General features: G+C 70.0%; 16 protein-coding genes. 11 read left to right on the top strand and 5 right to left on the bottom strand.

What is annotated here, in order from left to right:
- From AC1D2K_RS11495 to otsA, 4 genes are all read left to right on the top strand, one after another.
- Positions 1 to 930: tRNA nucleotidyltransferase/poly(A) polymerase-related protein (locus tag AC1D2K_RS11495; protein ID WP_478088959.1), on the top strand; the 930-nt coding region annotated here is incomplete at its 5' end.
- A gap of 145 nt (positions 931 to 1,075) precedes the next feature.
- Positions 1,076 to 1,840, top strand: coding sequence for a trehalose-phosphatase (gene otsB / locus AC1D2K_RS11500; protein WP_478088960.1), 765 nt, complete (start codon positions 1,076 to 1,078; stop codon positions 1,838 to 1,840).
- Entirely contained in the window at positions 1,837 to 3,696 is a 1,860-nt protein-coding gene (locus AC1D2K_RS11505; protein ID WP_478088961.1) for a glycoside hydrolase family 15 protein, read from the top strand. The genes otsB and AC1D2K_RS11505 overlap by 4 nt, the downstream gene beginning before the upstream one ends.
- The gene (gene otsA / locus AC1D2K_RS11510; protein ID WP_478088962.1) at positions 3,693 to 5,078 is read left to right on the top strand and encodes an alpha,alpha-trehalose-phosphate synthase (UDP-forming); all 1,386 of its coding nucleotides are present in this window, start codon (positions 3,693 to 3,695) and stop codon (positions 5,076 to 5,078) included. The genes AC1D2K_RS11505 and otsA overlap by 4 nt, the downstream gene beginning before the upstream one ends.
- Positions 5,079 to 5,094: 16 nt before the next feature.
- On the opposite strand, the gene AC1D2K_RS11515 is transcribed toward otsA, so the two are convergent.
- Entirely contained in the window at positions 5,095 to 5,424 is a 330-nt protein-coding gene (locus AC1D2K_RS11515; RefSeq protein WP_478088963.1) for a hypothetical protein, read from the bottom strand.
- 182 nt (positions 5,425 to 5,606) lie between these two features.
- Here AC1D2K_RS11515 and AC1D2K_RS11520 point away from each other — a divergent pair, with 182 nt between their 5' ends.
- On the top strand, positions 5,607 to 7,076 hold the full coding sequence (locus tag AC1D2K_RS11520; RefSeq protein WP_478088964.1) for an aminotransferase-like domain-containing protein: 1,470 nt from the start codon (positions 5,607 to 5,609) through the stop codon (positions 7,074 to 7,076).
- 78 nt (positions 7,077 to 7,154) lie between these two features.
- Here AC1D2K_RS11520 and AC1D2K_RS11525 read toward each other — a convergent pair whose 3' ends face one another.
- From AC1D2K_RS11525 to AC1D2K_RS11540, 4 genes are all read right to left on the bottom strand, one after another.
- Positions 7,155 to 8,081, bottom strand: a complete 927-nt coding sequence (locus tag AC1D2K_RS11525; protein WP_478088965.1) for an ROK family protein — start codon at positions 8,079 to 8,081, stop codon at positions 7,155 to 7,157.
- Between the two features lie 66 nt (positions 8,082 to 8,147).
- Positions 8,148 to 8,342 carry a DUF2905 domain-containing protein gene (locus tag AC1D2K_RS11530; protein WP_478088966.1) on the bottom strand — a complete coding sequence of 65 codons (195 nt, stop codon included), beginning with the start codon at positions 8,340 to 8,342 and terminating at the stop codon, positions 8,148 to 8,150.
- 9 nt (positions 8,343 to 8,351) lie between these two features.
- Entirely contained in the window at positions 8,352 to 9,134 is a 783-nt protein-coding gene (gene hisN, locus AC1D2K_RS11535) for a histidinol-phosphatase (RefSeq protein ID WP_478088967.1), read from the bottom strand.
- Between the two features lie 35 nt (positions 9,135 to 9,169).
- Positions 9,170 to 10,261 (bottom strand): class I SAM-dependent methyltransferase, encoded by a 1,092-nt coding sequence (locus AC1D2K_RS11540; RefSeq protein WP_478088974.1) that lies wholly within the window; start codon positions 10,259 to 10,261, stop codon positions 9,170 to 9,172.
- 23 nt (positions 10,262 to 10,284) lie between these two features.
- Here AC1D2K_RS11540 and AC1D2K_RS11545 point away from each other — a divergent pair, with 23 nt between their 5' ends.
- From AC1D2K_RS11545 to AC1D2K_RS11570, 6 genes are all read left to right on the top strand, one after another.
- Positions 10,285 to 11,082, top strand: a complete 798-nt coding sequence (locus AC1D2K_RS11545) for an SDR family oxidoreductase (RefSeq protein ID WP_478088968.1) — start codon at positions 10,285 to 10,287, stop codon at positions 11,080 to 11,082.
- A complete protein-coding gene (locus AC1D2K_RS11550) occupies positions 11,079 to 11,468 on the top strand; it encodes a dihydroneopterin aldolase (RefSeq protein ID WP_478088969.1) in 390 nt (129 codons plus the stop codon). The genes AC1D2K_RS11545 and AC1D2K_RS11550 overlap by 4 nt, the downstream gene beginning before the upstream one ends.
- Before the next feature lie 235 nt (positions 11,469 to 11,703).
- Positions 11,704 to 12,627 (top strand): tRNA 2-thiocytidine(32) synthetase TtcA, encoded by a 924-nt coding sequence (ttcA, locus tag AC1D2K_RS11555; protein WP_478088970.1) that lies wholly within the window; start codon positions 11,704 to 11,706, stop codon positions 12,625 to 12,627.
- A 7-nt stretch (positions 12,628 to 12,634) separates the two neighbouring features.
- The gene (locus tag AC1D2K_RS11560) at positions 12,635 to 13,264 is read left to right on the top strand and encodes a DUF4136 domain-containing protein (RefSeq protein ID WP_478088971.1); all 630 of its coding nucleotides are present in this window, start codon (positions 12,635 to 12,637) and stop codon (positions 13,262 to 13,264) included.
- A 31-nt stretch (positions 13,265 to 13,295) separates the two neighbouring features.
- On the top strand, positions 13,296 to 13,931 hold the full coding sequence (locus tag AC1D2K_RS11565; protein ID WP_478088972.1) for a histidine phosphatase family protein: 636 nt from the start codon (positions 13,296 to 13,298) through the stop codon (positions 13,929 to 13,931).
- A gap of 362 nt (positions 13,932 to 14,293) precedes the next feature.
- Positions 14,294 to 18,185, top strand: a 3,892-nt coding sequence (locus AC1D2K_RS11570) for an amino acid adenylation domain-containing protein (protein WP_478088973.1), incomplete at its 3' end; no start/stop codon positions are given.

Here is an 18,185-nt window from a genome sequence, read left to right on the forward strand (position 1 = left end):
GACCTGGACCCGGCCGACCTGGTCGACCCCTTCCACGGCCAGCGCGACCTGCGGCACAAGTTGCTGCGCCATGTGACCGACGCCTTCCGCGAGGATCCGGTGCGCATCCTCCGGGTCGCTCGCTTCGCGGCCCGCWTCAGTGATTTCCAGGTCGCGCCGGACACCCTGGCGCTGATGCGCGAGATGGTCGAGGCCGGCGAAGTCGACGCCCTGGTGCCCGAGCGCGTCTGGCAGGAACTCTCGCGCGGCCTGATGGAGACCCGACCTTCGCGGATGTTCGAGCTGCTGCGCCGATGCGGCGCGCTCGCGGTGCTGCTGCCCGAGGTCGATCGCCTCTGGGGCGTGCCTCAGCCCGAGGCCCACCACCCCGAAGTCGACACCGGCGTGCACCTGATGATGGTGCTCGACATGGCGGCGCGGCTCTCGGCGCCGCTGGGCGTTCGCTTCGCCTGCCTGGTGCACGACCTCGGCAAGGGCACCACGCCCGCCGACGTACTGCCGCGCCATATCGGCCACGAGCAGCGCAGCGCCCGCCTGCTGCGCGCGGTCTGCGACCGCTGGCGAGTGCCGGTCGAGGTCCGGGAGCTGGCCGACGTGGTGGCGCGCGAGCACGGCAACATCCACCGCAGCGGCGGACTCGACGCCGCCGCGATCGTCCGCCTGCTGGAGCGCTGCGACGCCTTCAGGAAACCCGAGCGCTTCGCCGAGGTGCTGCTGGCCTGCGAATGCGATGCGCGCGGACGCCTCGGCCTGGAAGAAGAGGCGTATCCGCCGCGCGAGAGGCTGCGGGCCGCCCTGGCCACGGCCCAGGAAGTGGCCACGGCGCCGATTGCGCGCGAGGCGCTGGCACGCGGCGACCAGGGGCCGGAGATCGCGTCGGCGATTCGAGCCGCACGCGTCCGGGCGATTGCGGCCTCGCTGCACGCATAGGGTCCAGGCTGGCGCCGGGCCTCGCTTGCGCCACGCATGGACACATGGCCATCGGCCATTTCGCCTATCCCCGGTTCGCGCAGGGCAGAAATCGAGCGATTCGCCGACGCGCCGGGCGGTGCGAGTCTGCTATGGTTTTCCCTCCATGCAGAAGCCCCCCAGACTCACCGCCGAGGCGGCCCTCTTTCTCGACTTCGACGGCACCCTGGTCGACATCGCCGAGACGCCGGAGGCGATTCATGTGCCACCGGCCCTGGTCGCGCTGCTCGGCGACCTCCATGACCTGCTGGGCGGCGCCCTGGCGGTCGTCTCCGGCCGCCAGATCGACGTCATCGACCGATTCCTCGCGCCCCTGCGGCTGCCGGCCGCGGGCGAGCATGGCGTGCAGCGCCGCGACGCCGACGGCCGGATGCAGGAGCAGCGCGCGCTGGATCTCACGCTCGTGCTGGATGCCGCCAACGAACTGGCGCGCGTGCACGAGGGCCTGCTGGTCGAGCGCAAGCACGCCGCAATCGCCCTGCACTACCGGCTCGCGCCCCAGCTCGAAGCGGTCTGCCGCGACGCCATGGCGCGCGTGATCGGCGACCAGCCTCAGTTCGAACTGCTGCACGGCAAGTTCGTGTTCGAGGTCAAGCCCGCGGGCATCAACAAGGGCGTCGCGATCGATGCCTTCCTGCGCGAAGCGCCATTCGCCGGCCGGATGCCGGTATTCGCCGGCGACGACACCACCGACGAGAGCGGCTTCGCCATCGTTCAGCCGCGCGGCGGCGTCGCGATCAAGGTCGGCGCCGGTCCCAGCCAGGCGCTGTGCCGGCTCGACTCGCCGCGCGCGGTGTTCGAATGGCTGGTGGCGGCGCGGGACTTGCTCGCGTCACCCGGCAACAACCACAGCCCGAGGAAGCCTGAATGAAGACATCCGCCGAAGAGTTCGCCGCCACCGAAACCCGCGCCGATCCGGCCGCACGCCAGGGCTTCGGCCCGCCGGCCGCCGCCTCGCTCGATGTCGGTCTGATCGGCAACTGCGCCTACAGCGCGCTGGTCGATGCCCGCGGCCGCGTGGTCTGGTGCTGCCTGCCGCGCTTCGACGGCGACCCGGTGTTCAATGCGCTGCTGCACCCGGGCGAGGACGCCAGCGCCTGGGCCATCGAGATCGAGGACTTCGCCTCGTCGAAGCAGTGGTACGAGCCGAACACCGCGGTATTGCGGACCCGGCTATTCGACAGCGCCGGCCAGGGCATCGAGATCACCGACCTGGCACCGCGCTTCCACAGCCGCTCGCGCTACTTCCGGCCGCTCACGATGGTGCGCCGGGTGAAGCCGATCAACGGCACGCCACGCGTCCGCGTGTCGCTGGCGCCGCGCTTCCAATGGGGCGTTCAGGCACCCACCATCACGCGCGGCAGCAACCACATCCGCTATGTCGGCCCCGACTTCACGCTCAGGCTGACCACCGATGCCTCGGTCTCGCACATCCTCTCGCGCCAGCCCTTCGTGCTCTCGCGCGAGCACAATTTCGTGCTCGGCGCYGACGAAACGCTGACCGACGGCATCGCCGACACCGCGCGCCACTTCGAGCAGGAGACCATCGCCTACTGGCGCACCTGGACCAAGCGGCTGGCGATCCCGTTCGAGTACCAGGAGGCGGTGATCCGCGCCGCGATCACGCTCAAGCTCTCGCTCTACGAGGACACCGGCGCGATCGTCGCCGCGATGACCACCAGCATTCCCGAGGCGCCGGGAAGCCAGCGCAACTGGGACTACCGCTACTGCTGGCTGCGCGACGCCTTCTTCGTGGTGCGTGCGCTCAACAGCCTGTCGGAAGTCGGCACCATGGAGGACTACCTGCGCTGGCTGTCGAACGTGGTGATCGGCTCGCACGGCGAGCACATCCAGCCGCTCTATGGCATCGGCCTGGAGCGCGAGCTGCCCGAGTCCTTCGTCGAAGGGCTGGACGGCTACCGCGGCATGGGACCGGTTCGCGTGGGCAACCAGGCGCAGGAGCACTTCCAGCACGACGTCTACGGCAACATCGTGCTCGGCGCGTCGCAGTCCTTCCACGATCACCGGCTGCTGAGCCGCGCCGGCGTGGCCGAGTTCCCGCACCTGGAGGCGGTCGGCGAGCAGGCGATCCGGGTCTACGGCACGCCCGATGCCGGCATGTGGGAGCTGCGCACGCGCGCACGCATCCACACCAGCTCGGCGCTGATGAGCTGGGCCGCCTGCGACCGGCTCGCCAAGATCGCGCGCTCGCTGGGCCTCGTGGACCGGGCGGCCTACTGGCACGGGCACTCGTCCCGGATGCGGGRGGAGATCCTCGACAAGTCGTGGTGCGAGGAGCGCCAGGCCTTCGCCGAGAGCTTCGGCGGCCATGAGCTCGATGCCAGCGTGCTGCTGATGGTCGAGGTCGGACTCGTCGACGCCCGCGACCCGCGCTTCATCTCGACGGTCGAGGCGATGGAGAGGTCGCTCTGCGACGGCCCCTACATGCGCCGCTACGAGGCCGCCGACGACTTCGGCAAGCCCGAGACCGCCTTCAATATCTGCACCTTCTGGCGCATCGACGCACTGGTCAAGATCGGGCGCAAGGCCGAGGCTCGGCAGATCTTCGAGACCATGCTGGCGGCGCGCAATCCGCTCGGGCTGCTGTCCGAGGACACGCACCCGGTCACCGGCGAGATGTGGGGCAACTTCCCGCAGACCTATTCGATGGTGGGGATCATCAACGCGGCGGTGCGGCTGTCGGCGCCCTGGGATTCGTGCATATGAGTCGCTTAGTCGTGGTTTCCAACCGGGTCGCCGACCCGCGCAAGCCGGCCGCCGGCGGACTCGCGGTCGCGCTCGGCGAAAGCCTGCAGCAAAGCGGCGGCCTGTGGTTCGGCTGGAGCGGCGCCATCGTCGAGGAAGGCCCGACCGGCGAAGGCGAACTGCACCGGCAGCAGGCCGGCAAGGTGACGCTCGCCACCATCGACCTGAGCCGCGAGGACCACGACAGCTACTACCAGGGCTACAGCAACGACGTGCTGTGGCCGGTGTTCCACAACCGGCTCGACCTGGCGCATTTCGACGCCGGCTTCATCGGCGGCTACCGGCGCGTGAACCAGCTGTTCGCGCGCAAGCTGCTGCCGCTGCTGAAGGAAGACGACATCATCTGGGTGCACGACTACCACCTGATCCCGCTGGCGGACGAGCTGCGCGCGATGGGCTGCCGCCAGCGCATCGGTTTCTTCCTGCACATCCCGCTGCCGCCGCAGATCATCATCGCGGCGATCCCGCAGCACGAATGGCTGATGCGCTCGCTGTTCGCCTACGACCTGATCGGCTTCCAGGCCGAGCAGGACGTGCAGCATTTCGAGCACTACGTGAAGAACGAGGCGCACGGCGAAATCCTGGACAACCACATGGTCCGCGCCTTCGGCCAGAAGGTCCGCTGCAACGCCTTCCCGATCGGCATCGATGTCGACGAGTTCGCGGCGCTCACGCACGCCAGGGAGTCGCGCGACATGTACGAGACCATGAAGCGCGAGTATTCGAGCCGGCGCCTGCTGCTGGGCATCGACCGCCTCGACTACTCCAAGGGCATTCCGCAGCGCGTGCGCTCGTTCCGCGAACTGCTGGCCAACTATCCCGAGAACCGCCGCAGCGCGACCCTGATCCAGATCGCCTCGCCGACGCGCGAGACGGTCGACGCCTACGCCGACATCCGGCGCGAACTGGAGTCGCTGTGCGGCGCCATCAACGGCGACTTCGGCGAACTCGACTGGATGCCGGTGCGCTACATCCACCGCATGGTCGCCCGCAAGCGCGTGCCCGGCCTGTGCCGTGCCGCCGCGGTCGGCCTCGTCACGCCGCTGCGCGACGGCATGAACCTGGTGGCCAAGGAGTACATCGCGGCGCAGGACCCGGCCGACCCCGGCGTGCTGGTGCTGTCGCGCTTCGCCGGCGCGGCCGAGCAGCTCAAGGAGGCGCTGCTGGTGAATCCCTACGACACGCACGGCACCGCCGAGACCATGCAGCAGGCGCTGCAGATGCCGCTGGAGGAGCGGCGCGAGCGCCACCAGAAGCTGCTGGCGCGCATCCGCGAGCAGGATGTGCACTGGTGGCGAAACGGCTTCCTGACGGCGTTGCGCGAGGCGACGAGCGAGCACTAGACCGCCGGCGCGCCGCTCAGCGCCAGGCCGCGCCCGCGCCCAGCAATTGCAGCAGCCGCGCCACGCGCGACGCAGATGCCGCGGTGGGGGCCGCAGGCCGCGGCAGCGCCCCGACCCGGGCGGGCGACAGCGCCCGGATCTCGATCCATCCGCCGCGCTCCACCACATGGGCGTCACCCTCGTTCAGCGGCGTCTTCAGGTTGAACATGGTTTCGCCGAACCAGGTGGGCGGCGAGATCAGGTTCACGCAACCTTCCGCGACGAGCAGCGTGAAGCCGGCATCGACGGCCATGCGCAGCGTCTGGCCGGGCAGCAGGCGGGTGGATTCGGGAAGCTCGGTGGTCATCGCAGGGGCCTCGGTCGAAGAGTTGGCAATGACTTCATCGTAGGCAGTGGCCTGCCGGAAAAACAGGCACAGCAGCCGCCTTTGGCCGCCGCAACAGACGCATCGGAAGTTCATCTGTTATGGTTCCTTTCCCGCCAATCTGCATCTGTTTTCACCGCCCCGCCTGCGCGAGCATCGACCGCATGGAATCGCCACCGCTCTACCGCCAGCTGGCCACGCACTACCTGGACGCGATCCGCGCCGGGTCGCTCAAGCCGGGCGACAAGCTGCCCTCGCTGCGCAGCCTGATGCGCTTGCACGGCATCAGCCTGTCGACCGCGCTGCAGCTGTGCCGGACGATGGAGGGCGAAGGCTGGGTCGAGGCCCGCGACCGCTCGGGCTACTTCGTGCGGCGGCCGCGCCGGCTGGCGATCGCGACCATGGACGAGCCCGCCGCCCAGGGGGCGCCCGACCCGGCCCAGTACGTCGGCATCCATGCCAAGGTCTCGGATTTCGTGGCGCGCCGGCGCCAGCGCGAGGCGGTGGTCGATTTCTCCACGGCACGCGGCACGCCCGAGCTCTATCCGGCTCAGGCGCTGCGCACGATCATGGTCCGCATGCTGCGCCAGCGGCCCGAACTGCTGACCACCGCCGCGCCCTCGCGCAGCCTGACGCCGCTGCGCGAAGCGGCGGCGCGGCGCGGCTTGCGCGTGGGCATGACGCTGGCGCCCGACGAGGTGCTGGTCACCAACGGCTGCATCGAGGCACTGAACCTCGCGCTGCGCGCCGTGGCGCAGCCCGGCGACACGGTGGCGGTCGAGTCGCCGACCTTCTACGGCCTGCTGCAGGTGCTCGAAAGCCTGGGCATGCGCGCCCTCGAAATCCCCACCAGCCCGCAGACCGGGCTGTCGATCGAGGCCCTCGAGATGGCGGTCGAGGCCTACGGCCACATCAAGGCCGTGGTGGTGGTGCCGCACCTGCAGAACCCGCTGGGCAGCGTCATGCCCGACAGCCACAAGCAGCGCCTGGTCGCACTGTGCGAACGGCACGCCATCGCGCTGATCGAGGACGACACCTACAGCGAACTGCTCGACGCCGAATCGCCGCCGCGCGCCATCAAGTCATGGGACTGCACAGGCAACGTGATCCACTGCGCCTCGCTGCACAAGATCCTGGCGCCCGGGCTGCGGCTGGGCTGGATCTCGGCCGGCCGCTGGCACGGCCGGGTCGAGATGCTCAAGTACACCCAGACCCGCAGCAACGAAGAACTCGCCCAGTGCGCCGCCGGTGAATTCATGGGTACCGGCGCCTACGACCGGCACCTGCGGCGGCTGCGCGAGCGGCTCAAGCTGCAGCGCGAATCCACGGCCGATGCGATCGCCGCGCACTTTCCGGCCGGCACGCGGCTGAACCTGCCGCCGGGCGGCCTGCAGCTGTGGGTGGAACTGCCCGAGCGGCTATCGTCGGCGACGGTGTTCGATGCGGCGCTGCGCGAGCGGATCCTGATCGCACCGGGGACGCTGTTCTCGAACTCCTCGCGCTACGACCACTACCTGCGCATCAACTGCGGGGCGCCCTACGGCGAGAAGATCGATGCCGGGTTGCGGCGGCTTGGCCAGATCGTCGGCGAGTGCCTGGGCGCGAGCGCGGCGCCGTCGCGCTTGGCGGCGTGACCGCCGCGCGGGGTCAGCCCGGCGCCGGGCCGCCCCTCGGGGGCCAGCGACCACACGAAGCGAAGGGCGCGGGGACCCTCAGTCGACCAGAGCCAGCGCCGCGTAGTCGCCGACCCGGTCGCCGAGCCCGGCCGGCACCAGCAGCGCGCCGCGGGTCAGTGCGACCAGCTTGCCGTCGATCTGTGCCTGCAGGCGCGGCAGCAGCGCGTCGCGGTTGTTCCAGAACACGCTGCCCCCGAGGCTGATGCGCTGCAGGTCAAGGGTGGCGACCAGGTTGTAGAGCATGCGCCCCATCACGCGGCACAGCGCGTCGGTGGTGGCGATGGCCTGCGGCTCGCCGCGCGCGGCGGCGGCGAACAGTTCTTCCGCCGGCTGGCCGAAGCGCCGCGCGATCGCATTGCCCGCGCTCAAGCCCTCGACATCGCCGAGGTTGCCGCAGCCGCACAGCGCGGCGGCGTCGTCGTCGCTGACGAAACTGTGGCCCGCATGCCCGGCGTTGCCGTTCTTGCCGCGCAGCACGCGGCCGCCGACGCACAACCCGACGCCGACGCCGGTGCTCCAGGTCACGTAGGCGCAATGATCGGCGCCTTGCAGCGCGCCCCAGCGCCGCTCGGCCTCCAGCGCGGCCACCGCGTCGTTCTCGACCCGCACCCTGGCGAAGCGCTGGCGCAGCGGGGCCTCGATCGGCGCGGTCATCCAGTCGTTGGGCAGGCCGCGCGCCGGGCCGGCGATGCCGCCGCAGATGTTCGGCGTGGCGAGCTCGACCATGCCGTCGCGCAGTTCGAAGGGCCCGGCGGAAGACACGCCGACGCAATCCACCACGCCGGCCGCGATGCCGTGCTCGGCGCAGGCCTCGTCGATCAGTCGCAGGATCTGCCGCGCGACCGCATCGTTGCCGCCGGTCTTCGCGGTCGGCTCGCTGCGGCGGCCGAGCAGCGGCGAGGCGCTGTCGGGAGAAAGGCTCACGGCAACCTTGGTGCCGCCGATGTCGACGCAGGCTCTCACGAAACAACCTCCGTGCTTCGCACTGCGGTGCGAGCGCCTTCGGGCGGCCGGGCGGCGCTCATCGAACTAGACCCATCGCGCGACCAGGGCCGCGATCATGCTCAGCAGCACGGTGCTGGCAATCGGCAGCTGCCATTCGCGACCGAAGGCACGGAACTCGAAATCGCCGGGCAGGCGCCCGAAGCCGAAGCGCCGCAGCCAGGCCGTGAGGCCGCTCATCAGCAGCAGTGCCAGGACGACAACGATCAGCCAGCGAATCATGGATGCAGTTTAGGCCGCGAGCAGGTCCAGCGCCTGTCGGTGAAGTTCGCGCGTGGCGGCCGCGACCACGCGGCCGTTCGACTCGAGGCCCAGCGGCCGGCCCTGCCAGTCGGTGACGAGGCCGCCGGCGGCCTCGATCAGCCCGGTCGGGCCCAGGTAGTCGTAGGGTTGCAGGCCGGTCTCGACCACCAGGTCGATGGTGCCGCCGGCCAGCTGGGCGTAGCCGTAGCAGTCGCCACCGAAGCGCCGCATCGCGCAGCGGCGGCTCAAGGTGTCGAAGGCCTGCCAGTCGGCCGGGTTGAAGATGTCCGGCGAGGTGGTCACGATGCGGGCGTCGGCCAGCGCGCTGCACTGGCTCGCGCGCACCGGCTGGCCGTTGCGCGTCGCGCCGACGCCGGCCTGCCCGATCCAGCGCTCGCCGAGCACCGGCATGTCGACCACGCCGAGCTCGACCCGGCCGCCGCGCAGCAGCCCGATCAGGGTGCCCCACAGCGGCGATCCGGTGATGAAGCTGCGCGTGCCGTCGATCGGGTCCAGCACCCAGACGCGCTCGGCCCCGAGCCGTTCGCGGCCGTGCTCTTCGCCGAAGATCCCGTCGGCGGGCCGTTCGGCGCCGAGGATCTCGCGCATCGCGGTCTCGGCCGCGCGGTCGGCCTGGGTCACGGGGCTCTCGTCGGCCTTCGCGATGATGTCGAGCGGGGTGCGGAACAGGCGCAGCGAGTGCGAGGCCGCCGCATCGGCCAATGCATGGGCGACGCGCAGGTCGTCGGCCGGTGTGAAGGTGGAGCTCATGGGGAGATTAGACCCCACCGCCGGTCACCGATTCGTCACAGCGTGTGGCTGCGGTCGCCCTCGGCAAAGCCGAGCGCGTCCCAGGGCTCGCCGACGGCGAAGCCGATCACCTTGAACAGCTCGCCCATCTCGTGCTCGTGGATCAGCCGCGCGGCCATCGCGCGCTCGGCCAGCGAAGCCGCCTCCATCATCGGCAGGATGCCCGCGTTGAGCAGGAACCGCGCCTGGCTGCAGTAGCCGAGCACTTCGAGACCGGCGTCCTGCCCCGCCAGCGCCACCCCGGTGAAGTTCACGTGGGCCGTGATGTCCTTGGCGCCGACGTCGGCCAGCGGATCGCCGTCGGCCTGGTGCCCGCGGTGGCACATCACGGTGCCCATGTGGCGCTGCGGGTGGTAGTACTCGGCCTCGGGGAAGCCGTAGTCGATGAAGAAGGCCGCGCCCTGCCGCAGCCGGTCGGCCAGGGTGGCGATGAAGGCCTCGGCCTGGGGATGGATCTCGGTCAGGTAGTCGTGCGCGCCTTCCACCTCGACCGGCGGCCGCAGTTCGGTGGGCCGGTCGTCCCAGGCGAAGCCGTCGCCCTGGCGGACCACGCCGCGCTCGAACCATTGCTGCGCCTTGCGCGCCAGCAGTTGCACCGGCATGGCATCGAGCACCTCGTTGCCGACCACCACGCCGCGCATTTCCTCCGGCAGCTCGGCCAGCCACTCGACCTTGGCCGCATGCCCGGCCAGCGTCTGCTGCTGGCGCTCGCGCAGCGTGCCCGACAGATCGACGATGCGGTAGCGCGCGATGCGCTCGCCCAGCGTGTCGAGCAATTGCAGCGCCAGCGCGCCCGAACCGGCACCGAACTCCCAGACTTCCTGCGTGCCGGTCCGCACCAGCGCCTCATCGACCTGGCGGGCCAGCGTGCGGCCGAACAGCGGCGTGAGTTCGGGCGCCGTCACGAAGTCGCTGCCCGAGTTCGGCATCCGGCCGAACTTGCGGCTCGCATTGGCGTAGTAGCCCAGTCCGGGTGCATACAAGGCCAGCGCCATGAAGCGGTCAAAGGGCAGCCAGCCGCCGGCGCGCTGCAGCGCGGCGTCGATAATCCGGGTCAGGGGGGTGGCGCGTTCGGCGCCTTGCTCCATGTTCATACGGGAAATTTATCAGGATGGCTGAATCGACCCCACGCCGCGGCGTGCTCGTGACCGGCGGCGGCCAGCGACTGGGCGCCGCGGTCTGCGAGGCCTTCGCGCGCGCGGGCTGGCAGGTGTGGTGCCAGTACCGCGCCTCGCGAGAGCAGGCGCAGGCATTGTGCGCGCGCCTCGGGGACGAAGGCCATGCGGCGACCGCGATCGAAGCCGACATCGGCAGCGAAGCAGGCCGGCGCGCGCTGATCGAACAGGCTTCGGCCCAAGGGCCCCTGGCCTGCGTCGTCAACAACGCTTCGGCCTTCGAGCCCGACACCGGGCTGGACTTCGACAGCGACGCTGCATTGCGCCAGCTCGGCGTGAATCTGGTCGCGCCGCTGTCCCTGGCGCGGCTGCTCGCGCAAAGCGCCACGGCCGGCGACGGCATCGACCGCTCGGCGATCCATGTGCTGGACCAGAAGGTCTACAACCTGAACCCCGACTATTTTTCCTACACCGTGTCCAAGCTGGCGCTGGAGCGCGCCGTGTCGCTGCAGGCGCAGGCGCTGGCGCCCGCGCTGCGGGTGTGCGGCGTGGCCCCGGGCATCCTCTACCGCAGCGGCCCGCAGACCGAGGCCAACTTCGCCCGCGCCGCGCGCGGCAACCTGATGCGCCGGCCGATCGACCCGGCCGACGTCGCCAGCAGCTGCGTCTTCCTCGCCGCCACGCCCAGCGTGACCGGCACCACCCTTTGCGTCGACAACGGCCAGCACCTCGTGCCGCTCGAGCGCGACATCATGTTCGTCGTCGACAACCTGCTGAAAGCCTCCAATTCATGACCACCGCTGCCCTCGACCCCTTGCTGCTCTCGTGCCGACGCGTCTTCCTGCGCGACTACGAAGTGTGGATCAACATCGGCGTGCATGAATTCGAGAAGCGCGCCGAGCAGCGCGTGATCATCAACGTCGACCTCTACGTGCCGCTCGAGCTTTCGACGCCGAAGGCGGACGAGCTCGACGAGGTGGTCGACTACGACTTCATCCGCCGCACCGTGGCCACTCGGCTGAGCAAGGGCCACATCCACTTGCAGGAAACGCTGTGCGACGACATCCTGACGCAGGTGCTGGCCCACCCGAAGGTGCAGGCCGCGCGGGTGTCGACCGCGAAACCGGACGTGTACCCCGACTGCGACGCAGTCGGCGTGGAAGTATTCAGGAGTAAATGATGCTCGCCCCCAGGTTGCCCGGCACTGCGTGTCCGGGCGCCTCGAGTCGCTGCCAGAGGCWGCGGCYCTTCGGAGCCGTCCAAGCCTGCACAGGCAGGCTTGGAGCCGCGGCCCCTCAGCCCCCTGCCGGGGGCAACACCAGCGGCCCGGCGAAGCCGGTTCCGCGGTGTTTCACGAACGGGCCTCGCTTCGCTTGCCATGATGGGTGGCGCGGATCGCTGCGAAAGGAATTGAGATGAGTGTTGTCTGGACTGAACAAGAGCAAGCGGCGGCCGGCTCCGGTGCGCTGAAGATCGAGCGCGAGGCCCACAAGCTCGAGAAGCGGCTGTGCCGCGAGGTCGGCCGCGCGATCGTGGACTACAACATGATCGAGGAAGGCGACAAGGTCATGGTCTGCGTCTCGGGCGGTAAGGACAGCTATGCGCTGCTCGACATCCTGCTGAAGCTGCGGGCCCGGGCGCCGATCCACTTCGACATCGTGGCGGTCAACCTCGACCAGAAGCAGCCGGGCTTCCCGGAAGACGTGCTGCCGGGCTACCTGAAAGCGCTCGGCGTGCCCTTCCACATCGAGGAGCAGGACACCTACTCGATCGTCAAGCGCGTGATCCCCGAAGGCAAGACCACCTGCGGCCTGTGCAGCCGGCTGCGCCGCGGCATCCTGTACCGCGTCGCCGACGAGCTCGGCGCCACCAAGGTGGCGCTGGGCCACCACCGCGACGACATGTTGCAGACCTTCTTCCTCAACATGTTCTTCGCCGCCAAGCTCAAGTCGATGCCGCCCAAGCTGGTGAGCGACGACGGCAAGCACATCGTGATCCGGCCACTGGCCTACGTGGCCGAGAAAGACCTGATCCGCTGGGCGCAGCACCGCGAATTCCCGATCATTCCGTGCACGCTGTGCGGCAGCCAGGAGAACCTCCAGCGCAAGCAGGTCGGCGAGATGCTGCGCGAGTGGGAGCGCAAGCACCCGGGCCGGATCGAGAACATGTTCGGTGCGATGCAGAGCATCGTGCCCTCGCACCTGCTCGACGGCAAGGCCTTCGACTTCAAGGGCCTGAAGGCGACCGGCGTGGCCGACGAAGACGGCGACAAGGCCTTCGACGCCCCGGAATTCCCTGCGTCGCCGGCGCCGTCGGCCCTGCGCATCGTGCAGCTCTGACACCTGCATGAAGGCCGTCCTCTCCACCCTCCTGCTGGCCTTCAGCCTGACAGGCTGCGCCACGCGCTGGGTGGTCGACAGCGACGTGCGCAGTTTCGCGAACATGGGGGACGTACCGGCCGGCGCGAGCTACCGCTTCGAGCGCCTGCCCTCCCAGCAGATCGACGAGGCGGCGCAGCAACAGCTGGAGGCGATGGCGGGCGCCGCGCTCGACGGCGTGGGCCTGCGGCGCGACGACGCCGCTCCCCAGCTGAGCGCCCTGGTCGGCGCCCGCGTGACGACCGAGCTGTCGCCCTGGGCCGATCCCTGGCTGGTCGGCGGTCCCTGGCCCGGGCCGGGCTGGGGCTACGGCRGCGGCTGGGGCGGCTGGGGCCCCCGCGGCTGGTACGGCGGCGGCTGGTATGGGCCGGCGTTCGGGCCGCCGGCCAGCCCCTGGTTCGCACGCGAGGTCAGCATCGTGCTGCGCGAGCTGCCGTCGAATCGGGTGGTGTACGAGACGCATGCGCGCAACGACGGCCCCTACAGCAACAGCGCCGACATCCTGCCCGTGATGTTCCAGGCGGCACTGCAGGGATTCCCGAATCCGCCGCCGGGCGAGCGCCGGGTCGACATCGAGATCCCGCGCGCGGCCCGATGAACCCAAGGGTTTATCCCTAGAATTCTCGGCCATGGAGCCCACACGAGTCATCGCCGTTCGCCACGGCGAAACCGCCTGGAATGTGGACACCCGCATGCAGGGCCAGCTCGACATCGGGCTCAACGACACCGGCCTCTGGCAAGCCGGTCGGGTGGCTCAGGCGCTCGAGGAGGAGCCGATCGCGGCCATCTATGCCAGCGACCTGTCGCGCGCCTGGCAGACCGCACAGGCCATCGGACAGACGCGCGGCATCGCAGTGGTGGCCGAACCCGGGCTGCGCGAACGGGCGTTCGGCCTCTTCGAAGGCCGCACCTTCGCCGACATCGACGCCAGCCTGCCTGCCCAGGCACGGCTCTGGCGCACCCGGGATCCAGAATTTGCACCCGAAGGTGGAGAGTCGCTGCTCACTTTCAGGCATCGGGTCACGGTCACTGCGTCCAGCCTGGCGGCGCTGCATCCGGGCGAGCTGGTGGTCCTGGTCGCGCATGGTGGCGTGATGGACGTGCTCTACCGCGCGGCCACGGGCCAGGAACTGCAGGCGCCCCGGACCTGGGAACTGGCCAATGCGGCGATCAACCGCCTGCTCTGGACACCGCAGGGCTTCACGCTGGTCGGCTGGGCCGACACCGGCCACCTCGACGGCACGCTGGACGAAGCGTCGGCTTGACCGGCCCGAAGAAATAGAACTTTTCTATCAGTTCTTGCTGCCAACTTGGCGTTTCCTTTACTCCATTTGTATTCAATTTGTAAAAATGGAGGCAAAATCGTCACTGCAAGGGCGCTTCGTCAGTGCACGAGTGGCAACCAAATGCATCGAGTGTTGCAGGATTTCCAAACGGCATAGGCTGGTCCACATGGCTTTCGTCGGGTGGTGCGGCAAGCGTCCAGAGGGCAACATCGGCCTTGATATCAATGTGATTACTTTGTGACTACCGATTGGGTCGGATACATGTATTGCGAACTTGTGGGCGCTGACACAAAAACGAATTCTTGAAGGCATCGGATTTTTCACAGCGGAGGCACCAGTTCATGGCGCAAGGACTTCAACCCGGTTCCCAGCTCTCGGCCGAGGCGACGCTGTCGCTGGGCGACCTGTTCGTCCCTTGCCCCGGCACGCAGGGCCAGCCTGCCCAGGCGGCCAGCCTCGACATCCCCGCAGCCCTCGCCATGCGCTGGGCAGAGCAGGCCCGCACGTTCAGCTTCCTGCCGGACACGCTCTTCGCCGCATCATGGACGCTGCTTCAATCCCGCTGGCTGGGCACTTCCCTGGGCGTCGGCGACAACGTCGCCGCACGGCAATGGCTGTCCGCAGTTGACCGCGTGCGCCGCGAGGGCGTCGACGCCGGCGACGCGGCCTTGCTGCAGGTGGACTTCCAGGCCTTTGCCGACCGGCCCGGCACGCTGCGCCTGACCGGCGCCTCGTCCTTGATGGACCGCGCTTGCGAGTTGGGCCTTCTGCTGGCCATCGCCGACACCGCCACCGACCTGCTCGACCGGCCGTCGGCGAGCCTGCACGAGATCCGCACCCTGCCCGCGGTCGATCGCCAGCGCCAGCTCGACACCTGGAACTCGCCGCCATCCCCCTATGACGCCATGCTGACCGTGCATGCGATGTTCGATCGCCAGGCCGCCGCGCACGGCGACGCGGTCGCGCTCATTGGCGAGGAGGGCGCATTGCGCTACAGCGAGCTGGCGGATCGCGCCGAGCTCGTCGCCCGCCGCCTGCAGGCGCAGGGGGTCCGCGCCGGCGACACCGTCGGCGTGATGCTCGACCGGTCGAGCGCCGCGGTGATCGCGCTGCTCGGCATCCTGAAGGCCGGCGCCGCCTATGTGCCGGTGCAGCCCGACTTCCCGGCCGAGCGCATCGCGTTCATGTTCTCGCATTCCGACGTCCGCCTGGTGCTGACCCAGGCCGCCTACAAGGCGCTGGTGCCGAGCGACCGGCCGCTGCTGTGCATCGACGAGGAAATGGCCGGCGAGGCTTCGCTGCCCCCGTTCGAGAGCGTCGCGGCCGACGGCGAATCCGTGGCCTACGTGATGTACACCTCGGGCTCGACCGGCACGCCCAAGGGCATCGAGATCTGCCATCGCGCCATCCTGCGCCTGGTGGTCGATGCCCGCTACGTGGCGCTGGCGGCCGGCGAAGCGATGCTGCATGCGGCGCCGCTGGGCTTCGACGCCTCGACGCTGGAGATCTGGGGTCCGCTGCTCAACGGCGGCGTCTGCGTGGTGCACGACGAGCAGGTGCCCACCGGCGCCGGCCTCGCGTGCACGATCGCGCAGCACGCGGTGCAGACCGCCTGGCTCACGGCCGCCCTCTTCAACGCCGTGGTCGACGACGAGCCGGCGCAACTCGCCGGCCTGCGCCAGTTGCTGATCGGGGGCGAGGCGCTGTCGGTGCCGCACGTGCGGCGCGCGCTCGCTGCGATGCCTTCGCTCACGCTGATCAACGGCTACGGCCCGACCGAGTGCACGACCTTCGCGGCGACCCACCGCATCCCGCACGACCTGCCGGCCGACGCCCGATCGGTGCCCATCGGCCGCCCGATCAACGACACCGCGCTGCGCATTCTGAGCCCCTCGATGGCGATGCTGCCCGCCGGCCTGGTCGGCGAGCTGTGCATCGGCGGCCGCGGGCTGGCGCGCGGCTACCTGCAGCGCCCCGACCTGAGCGCCGAACGCTTCGTCGACGACCCCTTTGGCGCCCCCGGAGAGCGCCTCTACCGCACCGGCGACCGGGCGCGCTGGCTGGCCGACGGCAGCATCGAGTACCTCGGCCGCATCGACGGCCAGGTGAAGATCCGCGGCCACCGCATCGAGACCGGCGAGGTCGAGGCGGCGCTGCTCGCGCATCCCGGCATCAAGTCCTGCGCGGTCGTGCCGCGCGAGGACGAGGCGGGCCATCTGCGCCTGGTCGCCTACCTCGTGGCTCGCGGTCCGGAGATCGCGTGGACGGCGCTTCGCACGCACCTGGCCGAGCGCCTGCCCGAGGCCATGGTGCCGGCCGCGCAGGTCTGGCTGGCCCAACTGCCGGTGACGACCAACGGCAAGCTCGACCGCCGCGCGCTGCCGGAGCCCGCACGGCAGCGGCCCGAGCTGGCGCAGACCTTCGAGGAGCCGCGCAACGACGCGGAACACCGCGTCTGCGCAGCCTTCGCGCGCGCCCTCCATATCGACGCGGTGGGCCGCAGCGACAACTTCTTCGACCTCGGCGGCGATTCGCTGCTGGTGCTCAAGGTGCTGCGCGAGCTGCAGCAAGGCAGCGAGCGCCGCCTGTCGGCCAACCTCTTCTTCCGCCAACCGACGCCCGCGGCGCTGGCCGCCAGCCTGCAGGACGACGCGCCTGCTGCAGCGCCGCAGCGCACCGCAGCCGCCGGACCGGCGACCCATGTCGACGCCGAGCCCGTGGCGCTGGTCGCCATGGCCGGCCGCTTCCCGGGCGCCGCCGACGTCGAGCAGTTCTGGGACAACCTGATGGCCGGTCGCGAGTCGATCAGCTTCTTCGACGACGCGACGCTGGACGCCGGCGTCAGCGCCGCCTTGCGCGCCGACCCACTCTACGTGCGCGCACGCGGCGTCATCGACGACATCGACCAGTTCGATGCCGCCTTCTTCGGCATCAACCCGAAGGAAGCCGAACTGATGGACCCGCAGCAGCGCGTGTTCCTCGAGATCTGCTGGGAGTGCCTCGAGCGCGCCGGCTACGTGCCCGACCAGGCGCCCGGCCCGGTCGGCGTCTTCGGCGGCATGTACAACGCGAGCTACTTCCAGCGGCATGTCGCGACGCGGCCCGACCTGATCGAGATGGTGGGCGACTTCCAGGTGATGCTGGCCAACGAGAAGGACTACATCACGACGCGCGTGGCCAACAGGCTGAACCTGACCGGCCCCGCGGTCAGCGTGCACACCGCCTGCTCGACCTCGCTGGTGGCGATCGCCCAGGCCTTCTTCGCGCTGCGTACCGGCCAGTGCCGCATGGCACTCGCCGGCGGCGCCTCGGTCACCTGCCCGCCACGCAGCGGCTATCTCTACAACGAAGGCTCGATGCTGTCGCCCGACGGCCACACGCGCAGCTTCGACGCCGGCGCCAAGGGCACGGTCTTCAGCGACGGCGCGGCGGTCGTCCTGCTCAAGCGGCTCTCCGACGCGATCGCCGATGGCGACACGATCTATGCCGTGCTGCGCGGCGCGGCCGTCAACAACGACGGCGGCGCCAAGGCCAGCTTCACGGCGCCGAGCGTGGACGGCCAGGCCGCGGTGATCGAGGCCGCGCTGGTCTCGGCCGGCGTCGACCCGCGCAGCATCTCCTATGTCGAGACGCACGGCACGGCGACGCCGATGGGCGACCCGATCGAGGTCGAGGGACTCACGCGCGCCTATGCAGCGCACACCAGCGACACCGGCTTCTGCACCATCGGATCGGTGAAGAGCAACGTCGGCCACATGGTGACCGCCGCGGGTGCGGCGGGCATGATCAAGGCCGCGCTCGCGATGCACTTCGAAGCCATTCCAGCCAGCCTGCACTACGAGGCGCCGAACCCGGCCATCGATTTCGACGCCACGCCTTTCCGCGTCAACAGTCAATTGCGCCCGTGGCGACGTGAAGACGCGCCGCGCCGGGCCGGCGTCAGCGCCTTCGGTGTCGGCGGCACGAACGCCCACGTGGTGATCGAGGAAGCGCCGCTGCGCGCACCTTCCGATCCCGCCACCGGCGCGCAGTTGCTCACGCTGTCGGCGCGCTCGCCGGCGGCGCTCGCCGCCGCGGCCGCGCGCCTGGCCGACCACCTCGATGCGCACCGCGCGCTGTCGCTGGCCGACGTCGCCTACACGCTGCGCGTCGGACGCAAACAGTTCGCACAGCGCGCCGTCGTGGCCGCGGAATCGGTCGAGGAGGCGATCGCCGCCTTGCGCAGCGCCGACT

The organism is Variovorax sp. P1_H12_2 (assembly GCF_056405335.1).